The sequence below is a fragment of the Parasphingorhabdus sp. genome (genome assembly GCF_039982415.1).
Taxonomy (GTDB): Bacteria; Pseudomonadota; Alphaproteobacteria; order Sphingomonadales; family Sphingomonadaceae; genus Parasphingorhabdus.
On record NZ_JBDWYL010000002.1, the window covers coordinates 252,034 to 269,946 of the forward strand.

Below are 17,913 nucleotides of genomic sequence, written 5' to 3' on the forward strand. Positions count from 1 at the left end.
GGGTTTACTCCATAGTTATTGTCGCAACGGCTTGGGCTGCGATTCCTTCCTTGCGACCAGTAAAGCCCAATTTTTCGGTGGTCGTTGCTTTCACATTGACCTGATCAGGATTAATATTCAGCAAATTTGCGATATTCATGCGCATCAATTCGCGATGCGGCTTTATTTTAGGGGCCTCGCAGATCACAGTCATATCCACATTATTGATGCGGCCACCTTTCTCTTTGATGACCGATGCGGCAAATTCGACAAATTTATCGGACGATGCCCCACGCCATTGCGGGTCAGAAGGGGGGAAGTGATCACCAATATCACCTGCTCCGACAGCACCCAATAGCGCATCGGTAAGTGCGTGAAGCAAAACATCGGCATCACTATGACCGGCTAATCCTTTGTCATATTCTATTTTCAAGCCGCCGATCCACAATTCCTCATTGGCAACCAATTGATGAACATCATAGCCCATGCCCGTCCGTGTTTCCGTCATAATTTGTTCCGAATGTTTGGCAAAATCAGCAGCATTTGTGTATTTATTGAGGTTCTCGTCACCGTTAATTGTTGCAACCTTATGACCGGCTGCATTGAAAATCTGGGCATCATCTGTGGCCTTTTTATCTGCCGGCCATTGCTTATGAGCGGCCAATAGTTTCTCAAAATGAAATGCCTGCGGCGTTTGCACGCGCCATAGTTGTTTCCGATCAACAGCTTCTTGCACATAGCCTCGGGTGGATTTTATCGTCGTATCAATTGTCGGTAAAACCGGAATAGCTGATTGTTCGGTTAGCAGTTTAATTAGCAATCGATCGATGACAGCGGCGGATAAAAATGGTCTGGCGGCATCATGGATTAAGATATTGTCGGCGCCGCCGGCACTGGCAATCGCATCTAAACCGTTGCGAACGCTATCAAACCGGGTCGCTCCTCCGGTAACGAGCGTGAATCCGGAAAGCTTGTCCAACGCATGCTCCATGGACTGTTCCTGACCAGAAGCGATAACAATCCATAGATGGGAAATGTCAGGATGATCGAGAAAACTCTCAGCGCTGTGGCGGACCATCGCTTTACCATGCAAAAGCGCAAATTGCTTTGGAACAGACAATCCGGAGCGGGATCCTGATCCTGCTGCTACAAGGAGTGCATGATTGGATGTTTTCATTTTGTCAGAATCATTCATTGCGGATGATCTAGCTCAGTCCTTTCTTGCCTACCAGCCAGTTTGGCGATAAAGCCTGCTTAAATTTTAGGCAGATGACATGACGTTAAACCCCATTTCAATCGACAATATAACGATAGACAGCCCTGTATTGCTGGCTCCGATGACTGGTGTGACGGACTTGCCCTTTCGCAAACTCGTGCGGCGCTTTGGATCGGGTCTTAACGTCACAGAAATGATCGCCAGCCAGGCAATGATCCGGGAAACCCGGCAATCCCTGCAAAAATGCGCTTGGGATCCAATTGAAGAACCGGTTTCAATGCAATTGGCAGGCTGTTCTCCGGAGGCAATGGCAGAAGCCGCGAAATTAAATGAAGATCGCGGGGCCCAGATTATCGATATTAATATGGGCTGTCCGGTCAAGAAAGTGGTTAATGGTGACGCCGGTTCTGCCTTGATGCGCGATCTTCCCTTGGCGGCTGCATTGATCAAAGAAACGGTAAAAGCTGTGAATGTTCCGGTTACTGTAAAAATGCGAATGGGCTGGGATCATAACAGCCTAAATGCGCCGGAACTCGCCCATATAGCCGAAGACCTCGGTGCCAAAATGATCACCGTTCACGGCCGCACCCGTTGCCAAATGTACAAAGGCAGTGCGGATTGGACCTTTGTTAAAAAGGTAAAAGAAGCTGTTTCTGTGCCGGTGATTGTTAATGGCGACATTTGCACCCTCGATGATTGCGAACGCGCGCTTGCGGAAAGTGGAGCAGATGGACTGATGATTGGACGCGGCGCCTACGGAAAGCCTTGGCTCTTAGGCCAAGTAATGCATTGGTTTGATCAAGGCACGGTGCTTCCGGATCCTGATCTGCAAACACAATATGCAGTTCTAGAAGAGCATTACCGCGCCATGCTCGATCTTTATGGCGAAGATATTGGCGTCAAAGTCGCCCGTAAACATATCGGGTGGTATACAAAAGGACTGCCCGGTTCTGCTGAATTCCGAAATCAAGCTAATAAGGAAATGAACGCCTCTAAAGTTTTGGAAATGCTCCAGAATTTTTATGAACCTTGGTTGGAAAAAGCGGCAGCTTGATGACGAACTTGCCTTCGGCAGAACAAATTTTTGCCGGTCTTCCGGATGCATTGCTGATCATCGATCACAATCACGCAATCGCCAAAGTAAACCCAGTTGCAGAGAATTTTTTTGGACAAAGTGCGAAGCATCTCATCGGCGATCATATTGGCAATCAGCTACAATTTGAAGATGGCCGTCTTGAACGCGCTTTGGTCGACAAAGACGCCAATGTCGCGGCACGGCGCGTAGTTGCCTCGGTAAAAGGTGAGGTGGTCGGATTGGTCAATTTTGATATTCACACGGTTCCGGCTGATCAACAATGGCGGATCGTCTCCATTGCACCATTGCCGGCCGATGGCCCCGTTGTGGAACAGCGCCAAGGCGAACAAGATCAGTTTTCGGTGCGTGCTCCGGACATATTGGGGCACGAAATCAAAAATCCGCTTGCAGCCATTAAGGGCGCTGCGCAATTGCTCGACCGATCTCTTGATGACGAGAAAAAGCCATTGACGCATATGATTAAGGAAGAAGTGGCGCGTATCGCCAATCTGCTGGATCGGATGCAAAGTCTTTCAACCAATCAGCCCGCCAGCGTTGAACCTGTTAATGTTCATTCGCTGATCGATCGCGCTCGGCAATCAGTGGAGACAGCCAGCAAAGGAGATTTGAAAATTCGCGATGAATTTGACCCTTCTTTGCCCGAAGTGCTGGTTGATCCGGATGCGCTAATGCAAGTTTTGACCAATTTATTGGTGAATGCGGTTGATGCAACAAAAACTATGGACGCCCCAGATATCCGTCTGATTACACGCTATAGCTTCGGCGCATCCTTGTCTGTCCATGGTTCAGACACGATGGTGCGGTTGCCAGTTGAAATCATCGTTCGAGATAATGGGCCCGGAGTACCAGCGGAGTTGGAACGGGAGATATTTTCGCCCTTTGTATCGACCAAAAGGGAAGGGCAGGGGTTGGGGCTGGCTCTCGTTCGGAAATTGATGAATGATATGAACGGACGTGTTCGGTACGAGCGATCAAGTGGATCCCACTACACGCAATTTGTCCTATTTTTGCCAATAGCAGGGCAGGGGTAAGTAATGGCTAAGCAAACCGTATTACTAGTAGAAGATGACCCATCGGTCAGTCATATTATTTCGACCGCTCTAAAGGCCGAAGGAATGGCGGTAGACAGCTGTAAAACCGTGTCGGACCGTGACGCGCTCTTGGCGAGCGGAAAATATGATTTATTGATCACCGATGTCGGGCTGGGTGAAGAAGATGGCATCGTCACGCTCGATGCGGTTAAAGCGCGTGATCCAGACTTGCCAATAATTGTCATTTCCGCTCAAAATACCCTGAATACTGCGGTGAGAGCCTCAGAAACCGGGGCATTTGAATATTTTCCAAAGCCATTTGATCTCGATGAGCTAGTCGAAGTTGTGCAGCAGGCCATGAAACCAAGGGCTGAGGGATTGCCGGCAGATGTTTTGGAGGACGATAATCTTCCGCTTGTGGGGCGCAGCCCAGCCATGCAGGAAGTTTACCGAATGATCGCGCGCTTGTTGCGTAACGACCTGTCTGTGCTGATTTTAGGAGAATCCGGAACCGGTAAAGAACTGGTAGCAGAGGCTATTCACAATTTGGGCCACCGCAAGGCTGGGCCTTTTATCGCAGTCAACATGGCGGCTATTCCTACGGATCTGATCGAGGCAGAGCTTTTTGGTCATGAAAAGGGTGCGTTTACTGGTGCCGTCAGCAGCGCTGCTGGTAAGTTTGAACAGGCGCAGGGGGGAACCTTATTTCTCGATGAAATTGGTGACATGCCCATGCATGCCCAGACGCGTCTTTTGCGGGCTTTGCAATCGGGCGAGATAAACCGGGTCGGCGGTAAAGGGCTCATCAAACTGGATGTTCGGATCGTGGCAGCAACCAATCAAGATTTCTTGAATCTGATCGAGGAAGGTAAATTTCGGGAAGACCTCTATTATCGGATCAATGTTGTACCCATTAAATTGCCGCCATTGCGAGATCGCGCGAGCGATGTCCCAGCTTTAGCCAATCATTTCCTTAATCTCGCGATTACAGAAGGCTTGCCGCAAAAAATTCTCACCGAAGATGGCATGGATTTGCTGTCTCGGCATAATTGGCGCGGAAATGTACGAGAATTGAAAAATCTAATCTACCGACTTGTCGTAACCGCGCGTGAAGAGGAGCTTTCAGAGACCGCTATTCGACAAATTCTACAGTCTCAGCAAGGCGATGAAAAAGACAATAATGGTGAGTTTGAGTTTTCCGACCGGGTCAAGTCGGTTGTCGGCGATTTATTGCTAGAAAAAAACCAAGGAAACTCTCTCTATAACCGGGCATTGGAAAAATTCGAGCGGCCGCTTTTGGAAGAAATATTGCGTAAAGCCAGCGGCAATCAAATTAAAGCAGCAACAATGTTGGGCATAAACCGCAACACTTTGCGTAAAAAATTAACCGAATATGAGATTGACCCTACACAATCACGATAGAATGATAAGTCAGCGCGTCAAACCGTGACATTTATACGTCAATAGTGCTGTTTTTACAACGAAACTGTTGTATCAAGAACACAATGAACGCCCCGCAATCCTCTTTTGAGAAACGAACACCGATGTGGTTGCGGCGTCTATCTTTGCTCGCTGAAAATGACAAAGCGATGAAGCGTGTCGAATGGGCGGTCATCCTGCTGTTTCTGATCATGGCGGGTGGCAGCTATTTGGTATTGAATTCGCAATCTGGCCGGACTGATTTTATCTCACCGCCATTGACCGCGGCTTTGCTCGTCGCCAACCTTATACCTGCCATAATTTTATTGGTATTGCTGGGCCGCCGCATGGCAAAGGGCAGGGCGGCGAAATCGGTCGTTGGTACCAGCGGTCGATTGCATGTCCGTTTGGTTGCTCTATTTTCTCTTGTCGCCAGCGTACCGATGCTGTTGGTGGTCATATTTGCCTCATTATTGTTTCAATATGGGGTGGAATTTTGGTTTTCGGATCGTGCGCGCGGTATGCTCGAAAACGCGAATAGCTTAGCGCGCGGCTATTATGATCAAAATCGCAGGGACGTAGGTGAGGAAACAATCACCATGGCGAGCGATTTGCGAAGTTTTTTGAATGAGAAGGGGATCGACCATCCCGAATTTGCCGAAAACTACTCCTTCCAAGTGTTAACCCGAAAGTTGAACGAATCTGCGATTATTCAATATGGTGAAGATGGTGTGGTGAGGACCGCTGCGGCAGTAAATCCGGACAATAGCGACACGGATGCGCGCATCACGGATGAAGTTATCCAAAAGCTCATGGCCGGACAAAATTATGTGGTAACCGCCAAAGCGAATAAAATTGAAGCAGTGACCGCCTTGGATATTGATTCACAGGTCTTTCTTTATGCAGGCCGGGATTCCGATATGCTGGCGCTCAGTCAGTGGGAGAGGGCGCAATCTGTCTTGGCGGATTACGACAATTTGTTTACCCGATCTCGAAGCTTGCAGCTGCAGTTTAATATTGCTTTGTTCGTCGTGTCTTTGTTCATTGTCGGACTGGCTTTGTGGATTGCCTTGGCCGTCGCTGATCGCATGGTTCGGCCCGTCGGGGAATTGGTTTATGCGGCCAAGCGGATTACTGAAGGTGATCTGGCAACCCGTGTTCCGAGCCCGGTTGAGAAAGATGAAATTGGAACACTGGGCCGCGCCTTTAATCGCATGACCGAGCGACTGGAAACCCAGACAACTGCGCTTTTGACAGCCAATGAGCAATTGGGAAATCGCCGGGCCTTTATCGAAACGGTTTTAGAGTCCGTAACCGCTGGGATTATCAGTCTCGATCAAAATGGGGATGTGCGTCTGGTTAATTCTCGTGCCCAGTCCTTGCTTGCCAAACAAAATGAATATCTTTTGGATATGCAAATTTCAGATATCGCTCCGGAATTTGCGTCCTTGATTGAAGAGGGCGTTGAAACGACCATAATTCAATTTTCATCCGGAAATGAAATTCGCACGCTGGAAGTTAAAATTGTGCAAGGTCCGTCGGGCCATGTCATAACGTTCGAAGACATAACCCAGCAATTATTGGATCAACGACGGGCCGCCTGGTCGGATGTTGCGCGCAGAATTGCTCACGAAATCAAAAACCCGCTGACCCCCATTCAACTGGCGGCGGAGCGTCTGCAGCGGCGTTTCGGCAAAAATATCGAAGAAGGGGCGCCGATATTCTCGCAATTGACCGGCACAATTGTCCGCCAAGTGGGCGATTTGCGGAAGATTGTGGATGAATTTTCTTCTTTTGCGCGCATGCCGAAACCGGTTTTCCGTGAAGAAAATGTTGTTGATATCGTCAAGCAAGCGGTGTTCCTTCAAGAGGTGGCTCATCCGACCATTCAATTCCAATTTGATACCCAGCAGCAGCGAATATCTTTGGTCTGTGATCGTCGCCAATTGGGGCAAGCGCTTACCAATATTGTTAAAAACGCAGTGGAAGCAATTGAGCAAAAAGCGGAAGCCAATTCTGACTTTTCCTTCGAAGATGGCCGCATTAATATGCGAATTGATATGGTCGAAGATGAGATTGAAATTCGTCTGAATGACAATGGGATTGGATTGCCAGCAGAGCGCGAACGCATTGTAGAACCGTATATGACGACGCGAGAAAAGGGCACTGGCCTCGGCCTCGCTATCGTTAAGAAAATTGTCGAAGAGCATTTCGGAATTATAACTTTTTCGGACTCCGACGACGCCGAACAATCCGGTGGAACGTTGGTCGTAATTCGCTTAAATCCAGCAAAATTACTCCGATTGGGTGAGGCGTTCGGCGCCGCGCCGGAGGATGGCAATTCATCCTATGTAACCGAAACCGAAGGCAGCAAAGCCAGCGGCAACACATTCCCACAATCGAATAAATTACCCCCAGTTTAGAGGTCGAAAAATGGCGTTAGATATCCTGATAGTTGATGATGAACCCGATATCCGGGAACTGATTTCCGGTGTTCTGGAAGATGATGGTTATGAAACCCGCGTGGCTGCAGATAGTGATTCTGCACTGGCTGCGGTCAAAGAACGGAAACCGTCTTTGGTCTTGCTCGATGTCTGGTTGCGCGGTTCGCGGCTCGACGGATTGGAGCTGTTGACCGAAGTTAAGAAAATCGATCCAAAACTGCCAGTTATCGTGATTTCAGGCCATGGCAATATCGATACGGCGGTTGCCGCTATTTCCCAAGGCGCAGTGGATTTTATTGAAAAGCCGTTTGAAGCTGAACATCTCATGCATCTAGTTGCGCGCGCAACGGAGACGGAAAGTCTGCGCCGAGAAAATGAAATATTAAAAGCGCGCGTTGGATTTGCCGATGAGCTGACCGGAAATAGTGCGGCTGTAAACACAGTCAGGGCGACGTTGAAACGCATTGCGGGAACCGGTAGCCGGCTCCTGATTTCCGGACCTGCGGGCGTTGGGAAGGAAGTCGCGGCGCGTTTGATGCACAATTGGAGTCAGCGCGCCAATGCCCCGTTTGTTACGATTAGTGCGGCGCGCCTATCTCCTGAAAGCGTCGAAGAAGAGCTTTTCGGAACCGAAAAAAATGGATCGGTCGAGAAAATCGGACTGTTGGAAGAAGCGCATGGCGGAACATTATTTATCGATGAAGTGGCGGATATGCCGCTGGATACGCAGGGGAAAATACTTCGCGTATTGACCGAGCAAAGTTTTGTACGGCTTGGCGGAACGCAGCGGGTTAAGGTCGATGTCCGCGTGGTGTCTGCAACGTCGCGTAATCTGGATAAAGAAATTCATGAGAAGCGTTTCCGAGAAGATCTTTTTTATCGGTTAAATGTTGTCCCGGTTGAATTGCCTCCGCTCAATCAGAGGCGCGAAGATATTCCGACCTTGGTGGAACATTATTCTGCGCGTTTTGCTGCCGATCAACGGCTAAATCCTCCGGAAATTTCGGGTGAAGCAATGGCGGCTTTGCAGGCCTGTGACTGGCCTGGCAACGTGCGTCAGCTTCGCAATGTAATCGAACGCACCATTATTCTTGCGCCGAAAGATAATTTTGCAAAAATTGAAATAGAAATGCTTCCTCCAGAAATTTTGGGCAATAATGAAGATTTGGATCAAGGGGTCGCATCACTCATGGGATCGCCTTTGCGGGAAGCCCGAGAAAGTTTTGAACGGGAATATTTGAAAGTTCAGATCCGGAGATTTTCGGGCAATATATCCAAAACCGCTAATTTCATTGGCATGGAACGGTCTGCTTTGCATCGCAAATTAAAGATTTTGGGGTTGGCCGCGAAAAAGAAACAGGGCGTGGAGTAAGCGCTCTTATGGGTTTGCGGTTGTCGCAGCCGATCTTAATCCATATATGGTCTTAAAGGCGGGCCCCCAACTCAGTAAACCCGTCTGAGAAACCCCTATCTGCGGCCCTTGTGCCGCCAAAAACCGGATGTCAAAAATGGCCGATAAATCAAACAACCTACAAGATCTTTTCCTAAACTCTCTCCGCAAATCAAAAATGCCAGTGACCATGTTTCTGGTCAAAGGTGTCAAACTGCAAGGCATCGTAACCTGGTTTGACAATTTCTCCGTATTATTGCGCCGCGATGGGCAATCGCAACTGGTCTACAAGCATGCAATTTCCACGGTCATGCCATCACAAAATATGGATATGCAGGCTTTTAATGATTTGATGGACCGGGTTAAGGGCCGCAGTGGTGTTCTTCAGGAAGTATTCCTAACCGCCGTACGGGATAGCAATGATCCGGTTACTATGTTCTTGGTCAATGGGGTTATGCTGCAAGGCGAAGTCGCTGCCTATGATCTATTTTGTATTTTGTTGGAGCGGGAAGGGCTAGCGCAATTGGTTTATAAACACGCCATTTCTACGATCCAACCAAGTGGGCCCGTCAATTTGGCGGATTACAATACCGATGACGGTTCCCATTGATTCCATTTGAAAAAGAAAAGCTAGACGGCACACTCGACAAAGCGCTTATCGTTCATCCGGATTTAGGTGCGCTGTCTCAAAGTGCATTAGAATATCGCCTTGAAGAGGCAGTTGGCTTGGCTTTGGCTATTGGTCTGGAGGCCAGTTCCGCGCGCCATTTCAGCGTTCGCGCACCGAAACCCGGCACTTTATTTGGCTCAGGTCAAGTGCAGCAGATTAAGACGATCTTGGCGCAAGAAGATGCGAATATCGTTATTGTCGACGGAACATTGAGCGCAATTCAGCAACGGAATTTGGAAGAAGAGCTCAAAGCCAAAGTCATCGATCGCACTGGTTTGATATTGGAGATTTTCGGAGCGCGTGCCGCCACCGCTGAAGGGCGTTTGCAGGTTGAATTGGCGCATCTGGATTATCAGGCTGGTCGACTGGTGCGCAGCTGGACCCACTTGGAACGGCAGCGCGGGGGATTTGGGTTTCTCGGAGGGCCAGGAGAAACTCAGATTGAGTCTGATCGCCGCATGATCCGCGATCGCATGGCCAAATTGCGCAAGGAACTTACTCATTTGCGCAAAACACGTAGCTTGCACCGATCACGACGACAAAAAGCGCCATGGCCGGTTATCGCTTTGGTCGGTTATACAAATGCCGGAAAGTCGACTCTTTTCAATCGGTTGACTGGTGCTGAAGTGTTTGCCGAAGATCTTCTGTTTGCCACTTTGGACCCGACAATGCGCCAATTTCCGTTACCGGGATATGATAAAGCCATAATCTCTGACACGGTTGGGTTTGTTTCCGACCTGCCGACGCAATTGGTGGCCGCGTTTCGCGCAACATTGGAAGAAGTCACAGCGGCAGATGTGATCATTCATGTTCGCGATATTTCGCACGCGTCGCGAGAAGGGCAGGCGCAAGATGTTGAACAAATCCTTCAAGACCTGGGTGTCGAACTGGAAACAGGCGAGGGCGCGCCGATTATAGAAGCTTGGAACAAAGTTGATCTGATTGATGCGGACCACGCGGATAGCATTCAATTGCCTGACCATATGCCTGATAATGTCTGCCCTATTTCAGCTGCGACCGGGACAGGGGTCAAGGCATTGGTCGAAATGGTGACCACACATCTTTCTCGCCACCATGATATCGAAACAGTGACTTTATCCGTCTCCGATGGAAAACGTTTAGCGTGGCTTCACGAAAATGGTCGCGTGCTGGAATCTGATCAGAAAAATGACAATTTGATTTTAGCGGTGCAAATGTCGAGCCGAAACTGGGGACGGTTCCACGCCCTTTAGTTCGAAAATTTGGCCTTTTGCCATTCTTCTTCGAGTTCTTGAAGCGGCATTTCTTTCATATTCCCGGCAATATTTTCTTCTACCGTATTGAATCTTTTAGAGAATTTATGAGTCGCATCGGTCAAGGCCTGTTCCGCGTCGACACCATAGTGACGCGCCAGATTCACAGCTGAAAAGAGCAAGTCACCGATCTCTTCATGAATATCATCCGGGGTTTGCGCTTGATCGACTTCATCCAGTTCTTCCAGCAGTTTGGCCCTCACCGGCGCACGATCAGGCCAATCAAAGCCTACACGAGCCGCTCTTTTTTGAATTTTTTGAGCGCGCAAAAGTGCGGGCAGAGCTATCGCTACTCCATCCAGAGCGCTGGATTTGCCGGTTTCGGCCCGTTCTTTGGCTTTGATTTGTTCCCAACCAGGAGAATTTTCTGCATCGCCAAAAATATGGGGATGACGTCTTACCATTTTATCGCAAATTGTTTCGACAACATCTTTAAATCCAAAATGATTTTGATCGGTTGCAATTTGGCTGTGAAAAACAACTTGTAGCAGCAGATCGCCCAATTCATCTTTGAGATCAGTCATGTCCTTGCGCTGTATAGCATCAGCAACTTCATAGGCTTCTTCAACCGTGTAGGGTGCGATGGTCTCAAACGTCTGAACCGTGTCCCATTCGCATCCGGTTTTTGGATCCCGCAATTGACGCATGATATCGAGAAGGGGCTCAATCACTGAATATCTATCCTTATTTCAATTAGGTTGATAATATATATTATGTTAAATTATTCTTGTATTGCGCGATCGGGCGGCTCCAGAACCATCTCTTGCCCTTCTACGCGCCAACTCTTCATTTCTGATAAGAAATTCATCCCAATGACATTTGAGTCTCCAAATGCTTCTGAAACGACGATGGATAAATCTTTAGCAATCATTGGACCTACTTTAAGTGAAGAAATTCTTCCGCGCTGCGCTTCGACGGTTCCATTGGCGGTGTTTAAATAGGTCGGGAAACCGCCTTCATTAATTTCTACGTCGGCGGCTTGCGCTGTGCTGAGCGACAATGCAGTAGTTGTGGCGCCGCTATCAATTAAAAACCGCACCGGCATGCCATTAACTTCCGCGTCGGCCCAATAATGCCCATCTGCTGACTGGCGAATTCTTAGCGTGCTTCCGGACACGACTTGGTCATTGGCGCCGGTAAGTTCACCCGTCACACGGTGCCAAACACCGGCTAATTCTCGTTGATAAGAGAATATGACAATGAAAATCGCGAAAATAGCGACCCATCCGAGAACCGAACGAACGATTTCGCCCATTCCGATCCGTCTCGAAAACAAGGCACTGGCAACCAAAATGAGCGCGCCAATGGCAAATATCAAATTGATGTTTTGATCTTCGGTCATTTGCCAATCTCTACCATAAAGCCGTCATAAGCGGGGCGAATATTTTCCGGCAAATATCCGCAGAGTTTTTGATAATCCATGGATTTGTCCATGTGCGTCAGAAGGCCAAGCTGAGGTCGGACTTCGCGAATCAGATCGAGCGTCAGATCGAGATGAGCGTGCGTTGGATGCGGTTTCTCTCGCAAAGCATCAACAACAAAAATGTCGCAATTCCTATAGTTTAACCGCATTTCTTCGGTTACTTCTCCAAAGTCGGTGGCGTAGCAAATGGACGAGCCATTGAATTCGAAGCGCAATCCAGCTGAGGTTATGCTACCATGCGGTTGATCCACAGTTTTGACCATGATGTCGCCGATCATCATTTCATCATCCAACTTACGCGCTTCACATATTGACGGATAATATTTGTGCCCGTGAAAGGCATAAGCAAAGCGTTTTTGAAGACTTTCCAGTGTGAAAGCTCTGGCATAAGATGGAATAGCTTCACGCTTCTGATGGAAAATCTGACGCAAATCATCAATGCCGTGGCAATGATCTGCATGGTCATGGGTCCAGATCACACTGTCTATTTGGGCAATATTACATTGGAGAAACTGACTACGGAGATCCGGAGAAGTATCTACGAGAATGCGGGTGGTTGGACTTTCAACGATAATCGACACTCTGGATCGTCGATTTTTCGGTTCATTGGGGTCACAATCGCCCCAATCATTACCAATGCGCGGCACGCCCGATGATGTCCCACTTCCCAAAATGGTCAGTTTCAACGCCAAGTTCAGGGTTGCGCCTTGTTAAACAAACTATAAAAATTCTCAGCAGTTTTGGTGCATAGCTCAGAATAATCCTCATCGCGGAGTTCGGCTAGAAACCGCGCTGTGTCGGCTACAAATGCAGGTTCACCTGTTTTCCCGCGATGGGGGACGGGTGCTAAAAAGGGAGCATCAGTTTCAACCAGCAGCCGGTCCAATGGTAGTTTGGCTGCGGTACTTTGCAAATCCTTGGCATTTTTGAATGTGACGATTCCGGAAATCGAGATATAAAGACCTAGATTCAATGCTTTACGTGCAAAATCTTCGCTGGCAGTGAAGCAATGTATAACACCGGTATAGACGCCCTGCTCCATTTCCTCCGCCATAATCGCCGCTGTGTCATCTTCTGCGTCTCTTGTATGCACAATTATTGGTAGACCGGTTTCGCGCGCTGCGTGAATGTGGGTGCGAAAGCTTTGTCGCTGTCGATCGCGGTCGCTGTGATCATAATAATAATCCAAACCTGTTTCACCAATGGCGATGACCCGATCATGGGCGCTTTCTTTTATCAATTTTGCCCGATCGATATCAGGGTGAGCGTCCGCTTCATGGGGGTGAATACCAATGCTAGACCATACGTCGCTTTCCCGCTCTGCGGTTGCAACAATATCTTTCCATTCGCTCTCACGGGTCGAGATATTGAGCATCGCGGTGACACCGCTGGCGCGTGCGCGATCGAGCACAGCCCCCTGTTCCTCGATCAATCCTTCATAGTTGAGGTGGCAGTGGCTATCGACAAGCATGGCGTTTAACCTTCCCCTTGCTGCGTTGGCATGTCTAGACGCGGGAAAATACCGACGGGTTTGGGTAGATCCAGTCCGCTGTTAATCTCGGTATCAAAATGAGCAAAATCCCGCGCATTTTGTTCTTGTGCGAGCAGGTCGAGCATTTTGTCACAGCTTTCGGGAATAACCCAGCGCAACATGATGGCCAGTCGTCGGATAGCTTCGGCAGTATAATAGAGAACAGTGTCTGCCCGTGCTGGATCAGTTTTTCGCAATGCCCAAGGCGCCTGATCCGCAAAATATTGATTGGTTGCGCTGAGCCGTTCCCGCAACAAATCAATTGCGGTGTGGATGGGATAATCTTCCGTGTTCATCAGCTTTGTGATTTCCGCAAAACATGTTTGTAAATCTCCAATTAACGCCGATTCCGCATCGGTTTTTGTTCCGGCTAGGGGTACTTTGCCGTCGCAATTTTTAGCTATCATCGACAGACTACGTTGTGCCAGATTGCCGAAATTATTAGCAAGATCGGCGTTGGTTTTGGTCACTATCATCTCGGCTGAATAGCTGCCATCTTTGCCGAAAATGACTTCGGAGAGTAGAAAATAGCGCAGTTGATCAACACCGAAAGCTTGAGCGAGATCAATGGGGTCGACCACATTTCCAACTGATTTGGACATTTTCTCACCACGGTTAAGCAAGAATCCATGGCCGAACACCTGTTTCGGTAAGGGGAGTTGGGCACTCATCAAAAAAGCAGGCCAATAGACGCTATGGAACCGAACAATATCCTTGCCGATTATATGGGTAATATCTCCGCCATCATTCCAATATTTGGGATATAGATCGGTTTTTTCAGGATATCCCAATCCGGTAAGATAGTTGGTCAAAGCATCGACCCAGACATACATCACATGATTGCTGCTGCCAGGAACTTTTACACCCCAGTCAAAGCTGGTTCGCGATATCGACAAATCGTTGAGGCCGCCTTCGACAAATTTTATCATTTCATTGCGCCGGCTATCCGGCTTGAGAAACTCAGGATGTTTTGTGAATAGATCGAGTAAAGGTTGTTGATATTTGGAAAGTCTAAAAAACCAGCTTTCCTCAACAGTCCACTCAACCGGCGTGCCCTGCGGAGATAATTTCTCTTTCGAGTCTTCGCCGACGGCTTCGATCAATTCGCTTTCATCATAATAAGCTTCGTCGCGAACCGAATACCAACCTTCATATTTATCAAGATAGAGGTCGCCATTGGCCTCCAGAGCCTTCCAAATTGCTTGGCTAGCCTTGTGATGGTCGGCTTCGGTTGTCCGAATGAAACGGTCATAGTCAATATTGAGTGTGTCGCACATCTCAACAAATTGCTGAGCCATTTCATCAGCCAATTGCTGCGGCGCTATATTTTTTGCCAAGGCCGCTTGTGCCATTTTCAAACCATGCTCATCTGTTCCGGTTTGAAACCGGACATCTCGTCCAGATAGCCGATGAAAGCGCGATATGGCATCGGCAGCGATCGCTTCATAAGCATGGCCAATATGCGGGGGGCCGTTGGGATAACTGATCGCTGTTGTAATGTATAAAGGTTTGGACATGAACGGCTTTCCCAAAGTTTCAGCCCGAATCCCATCGAGCCACTGGCTGCACGCTCCTCTTTATGCGCGGTGGTCCTGTTGGGCAAGCGATCCCATGAGGCTGCAAAGTCTAAAAATCACGGCTTGGTTGTCCAAAGCTTTGGGTGTTGCCATGATCGCCAATTCCGAAGCTTCTTGCCACAATTGGATAGCTTGGATGCTCCGTTTGTCTCCGGATGACTTTATATGTTGAGCCATGATGCTGGGTGCACGCGAAAGAAACGCTTGGTAGCGCGTCGTCGCTGCTTTGAGGGATAATTTTTTGGCCAGTTCATTTTTAACCTTATTGTCGGGATCGCCCGTTTCCAGGATAGCGCGCGCGAGCTTTTCTAATTCGGCAAGGCCCGTATGAATATATTGCAAGGAGCGTCCAGGAGCCCCCTCTCCGGCTGTAATCAACGCTTCCAATTCCGCAGTGTCTAAATTTGGTGCTTTGGCCATCAGCACGGTTCGCATCTGTTCATCGTCGAGTGAATCAAACCGGAGCAATTGGCACCGTGATCTTATCGTCGGCAATAACCTTTCCGGTGCATGGCTCACGAGAAGGAATATTGTGTTTTTCGGGGGCTCTTCGAGATTTTTCAGCAGCGCGTTAGCGCCGCCACGCTCGAGATCGTCAATCGCGTCAATAACCACAACACGATAGGTTGAAATTGACGCTTGAGTGGAAAAGAGAGATTGCAAATTGCGAATTTGATGAATGGAAATATTCCGCTTCAATTCATGTTCTTCCAGCGCGTGCGCGCCTTCTTCTCTTGCTCTCTTCTCTTCCTTGTCGGTTTTACCGCCGCGTTGAACCAACCGGAAGTCAGGATGACTGCGTGCACTGAGAAGCTTGGCGCTCTGGCTATTTTCGTTCAGTTCGAAATTCTCTCCCGCTGGGGGTGATCGATCGCCGGAATCCAGAAGAAATTGAGCGGCTTGCTTTGCAAAACCGGCTTTACCAATGCCTTTTGGTCCGGCCAAAATCCAGGCGTGATGCAAGGTGCCTTTGTCGAAAGACTGCCGAAAAATGCGTTGGGCTTTGTCATGACCGATAAATGACGTCATAGCGTCAGTTCAACAAATCGGCTAAGTTTTGCAACAGAATTTCGGTTATTTCATTCGGCGATTGTGAAGCATCGACCAGTTTTACACGATCGGGCTCATTTTCTGCATATTGCCTGAATTTGGCCATAACAGCCTGGTGATAGCTGCTATTTCTGCCGCCAATACGGTCGCTGTCCCCGCGATCCCGGGCTTCCGCCCGTCGCGCAGCTATTTCTTCCGGGAGATCAAGAATGAAAGTGCGATGGGGCATCAAATTACCGCTGCCGACATGATGCAGTGCCATGATATCATGATCATTTAATTGACCATCAATGCTCTGATAGGCGCGGCTGCTATCGATAAAACGGTCGCTGATAATCCATTCTCCGCGCGCCAATGCCGGTTGGATTAGTTCCTGGCAATGTTCCGCGCGTGCCGCGGCAAAAAGCAAGGCTTCGGTTCGCATATTCCATTTGTCATCACGGCCGCTGAGCAAGAGATCACGGATGGTTTCTGCGCCGGGCGTACCGCCGGGTTCGCGTGTCAATTGGACCGTTAGTCCCTTGGCTTGCAGCGCGGCGGACAATGCTTTTGCTTGCGTGGACTTTCCGGTCCCCTCCCCGCCTTCCAGACTGATAAACCGTCCGTTCATGCCAAACCGAACAGTGATTTGAGTCCAGCCCAGACCCGATCGAAAAAGCCCGCTTCCTCGATGGTTTCCGCTGCGATCAAAGGCATAGACTGAATCCCGCCGCCATTGACCGTTACCAGCAAGCTTGCCACCTGTTGCCCTTGCGCTATTGGGGCTTTTAACGGACCGTTATAGCGGACCTTCATCGTTATTTTCTCATCAGATCCTTTAGGAAGAGTCGCAAATAAGTCTCTGGGAGCAATTAAATCTACAGATGAACTATCACCCAACTGTACTTCCGCAATCTGCACTTTAGAGCCTTTTTTAAATAAAGCTTTGGGTTCCCATGCATTAAAACCCCAATTCATAAATTTGACCGATTCACTACTGCGTCCACCATAGCTGTCTAGACCCGCCAGCACCGAAATGATCCGCCGTCCTTTCTGCTCTGCTGATCCGGTAAAGCCGAAGCCTGCTTCTTCGGTATGTCCCGTCTTTAAGCCATCTGCACCGTCAATTTTGCCAAGCAACGGATTACGATTGGGCTGGGTTATCGGTTCGCCGCTCCTCGTCTTGCCCCAGGTAAACTCGGTCAGCCCAAAAAAATCTTTATAGAGCTTTGGAAAATCATCATATAGCCGTGCGCCCAGAATCCCGAGATCCCTCGCTGTAACCATGGTTTTGCCTTCATCCGGCCAGCCCGTGCTGTTGCCAAACTGACTGTTTTCCATGCCGATACGTTGGGCTGTTTTAGTCATAATATCTGCAAAATTTTCTTCTGTGCCGGCGACAGCTTCTGCGAGTACCACGCTGGCATCATTGCCTGAAAGCGTAATGACACCGTGCAAAAGGTCTTTCACCGTTGGTTCGTCGGTTGCACTGAGAAACATGGTCGAGCCCTGCCCTGTCCATTTCTGCCAGGTGGCCCTTTGAATTTTGACTTTCTGATCGAGGGTGAGTTTGCCTTTTTCAATCTGATCAAAAGCAACATAGACGGTCATCATTTTTGCCATCGATGCGGGTGGTATCCGCTTGTCAGCGTTTTTTTCGAACAAAACCGCGCCGGAAGACAGGTCGGTCATATACGCTATGGGTGCTTCGGTTTCGAATGTCGGAGATGCGGCGACTGATGGCGACAACACAAAAAGCGGCAGGGAAGCCCATAAAATCTTGTTCATTAAATACCCGGTTCCAGATCATAGATTA

General features: G+C 48.8%; 16 protein-coding genes. 7 read left to right on the plus strand and 9 right to left on the minus strand.

The window, feature by feature from the left end; genetic code table 11:
* Positions 1-4: 4 nt before the first annotated feature.
* Positions 5-1,156 carry a bifunctional 2-C-methyl-D-erythritol 4-phosphate cytidylyltransferase/2-C-methyl-D-erythritol 2,4-cyclodiphosphate synthase gene (locus ABJU74_RS03880; RefSeq protein ID WP_348422608.1) on the minus strand — a complete coding sequence of 384 codons (1,152 nt, stop codon included), beginning with the start codon at positions 1,154-1,156 and terminating at the stop codon, positions 5-7.
* Positions 1,157-1,253: 97 nt separating this feature from the next.
* On the opposite strand from ABJU74_RS03880, the gene dusB reads away from it, so the two are divergent.
* The 7 genes from dusB (at position 1,254) to hflX (ending at position 10,477) form a co-directional block, all read left to right on the plus strand.
* Positions 1,254-2,249, plus strand: coding sequence for a tRNA dihydrouridine synthase DusB (gene dusB, locus ABJU74_RS03885; RefSeq protein ID WP_348382804.1), 996 nt, complete (start codon positions 1,254-1,256; stop codon positions 2,247-2,249).
* Positions 2,249-3,322, plus strand: a complete 1,074-nt coding sequence (locus ABJU74_RS03890; protein ID WP_348382805.1) for an ATP-binding protein — start codon at positions 2,249-2,251, stop codon at positions 3,320-3,322. The genes dusB and ABJU74_RS03890 overlap by 1 nt, the downstream gene beginning before the upstream one ends.
* A gap of 3 nt (positions 3,323-3,325) precedes the next feature.
* Positions 3,326-4,744, plus strand: coding sequence for a nitrogen regulation protein NR(I) (gene ntrC, locus ABJU74_RS03895; protein WP_348382806.1), 1,419 nt, complete (start codon positions 3,326-3,328; stop codon positions 4,742-4,744).
* Positions 4,745-4,827: 83 nt separating this feature from the next.
* A complete protein-coding gene (locus ABJU74_RS03900) occupies positions 4,828-7,164 on the plus strand; it encodes an ATP-binding protein (protein ID WP_348382807.1) in 2,337 nt (778 codons plus the stop codon).
* A gap of 10 nt (positions 7,165-7,174) precedes the next feature.
* Positions 7,175-8,557 (plus strand): sigma-54 dependent transcriptional regulator, encoded by a 1,383-nt coding sequence (locus tag ABJU74_RS03905; protein ID WP_348382808.1) that lies wholly within the window; start codon positions 7,175-7,177, stop codon positions 8,555-8,557.
* Positions 8,558-8,654: 97 nt separating this feature from the next.
* On the plus strand, positions 8,655-9,185 hold the full coding sequence (gene hfq, locus ABJU74_RS03910) for an RNA chaperone Hfq (RefSeq protein ID WP_348382838.1): 531 nt from the start codon (positions 8,655-8,657) through the stop codon (positions 9,183-9,185).
* A 47-nt stretch (positions 9,186-9,232) separates the two neighbouring features.
* A complete protein-coding gene (hflX, locus tag ABJU74_RS03915) occupies positions 9,233-10,477 on the plus strand; it encodes a GTPase HflX (protein ID WP_348382839.1) in 1,245 nt (414 codons plus the stop codon).
* On the opposite strand, the gene mazG is transcribed toward hflX, so the two are convergent.
* From mazG to ABJU74_RS03955, 8 genes are read right to left on the minus strand one after another with little or no spacing between them, the layout of a single operon-like run.
* A complete protein-coding gene (gene mazG, locus ABJU74_RS03920) occupies positions 10,474-11,208 on the minus strand; it encodes a nucleoside triphosphate pyrophosphohydrolase (protein WP_348382809.1) in 735 nt (244 codons plus the stop codon). The two genes, hflX and mazG, sit on opposite strands and share 4 nt — an antisense overlap.
* 50 nt (positions 11,209-11,258) lie before the next feature.
* A complete protein-coding gene (locus ABJU74_RS03925) occupies positions 11,259-11,879 on the minus strand; it encodes a TIGR02281 family clan AA aspartic protease (RefSeq protein WP_348382810.1) in 621 nt (206 codons plus the stop codon).
* Entirely contained in the window at positions 11,876-12,652 is a 777-nt protein-coding gene (locus ABJU74_RS03930; protein WP_348382811.1) for an MBL fold metallo-hydrolase, read from the minus strand. The genes ABJU74_RS03925 and ABJU74_RS03930 overlap by 4 nt, the downstream gene beginning before the upstream one ends.
* Before the next feature lie 2 nt (positions 12,653-12,654).
* Positions 12,655-13,431 (minus strand): TatD family hydrolase, encoded by a 777-nt coding sequence (locus tag ABJU74_RS03935; RefSeq protein WP_348382812.1) that lies wholly within the window; start codon positions 13,429-13,431, stop codon positions 12,655-12,657.
* Between the two features lie 5 nt (positions 13,432-13,436).
* Complete coding sequence (metG, locus tag ABJU74_RS03940; RefSeq protein ID WP_348382813.1) at positions 13,437-15,008, minus strand: methionine--tRNA ligase; 1,572 nt, start codon at positions 15,006-15,008, stop codon at positions 13,437-13,439.
* Between the two features lie 60 nt (positions 15,009-15,068).
* Positions 15,069-16,097 carry an AAA family ATPase gene (locus ABJU74_RS03945; protein WP_348382814.1) on the minus strand — a complete coding sequence of 343 codons (1,029 nt, stop codon included), beginning with the start codon at positions 16,095-16,097 and terminating at the stop codon, positions 15,069-15,071.
* Between the two features lie 4 nt (positions 16,098-16,101).
* Positions 16,102-16,728, minus strand: coding sequence for a dTMP kinase (gene tmk / locus ABJU74_RS03950; protein WP_348382815.1), 627 nt, complete (start codon positions 16,726-16,728; stop codon positions 16,102-16,104).
* Positions 16,725-17,885 (minus strand): D-alanyl-D-alanine carboxypeptidase family protein, encoded by a 1,161-nt coding sequence (locus ABJU74_RS03955; RefSeq protein ID WP_348382816.1) that lies wholly within the window; start codon positions 17,883-17,885, stop codon positions 16,725-16,727. Before ABJU74_RS03955 ends, tmk begins: the two co-directional genes overlap by 4 nt.
* Positions 17,886-17,913 lie beyond the last annotated feature (28 nt).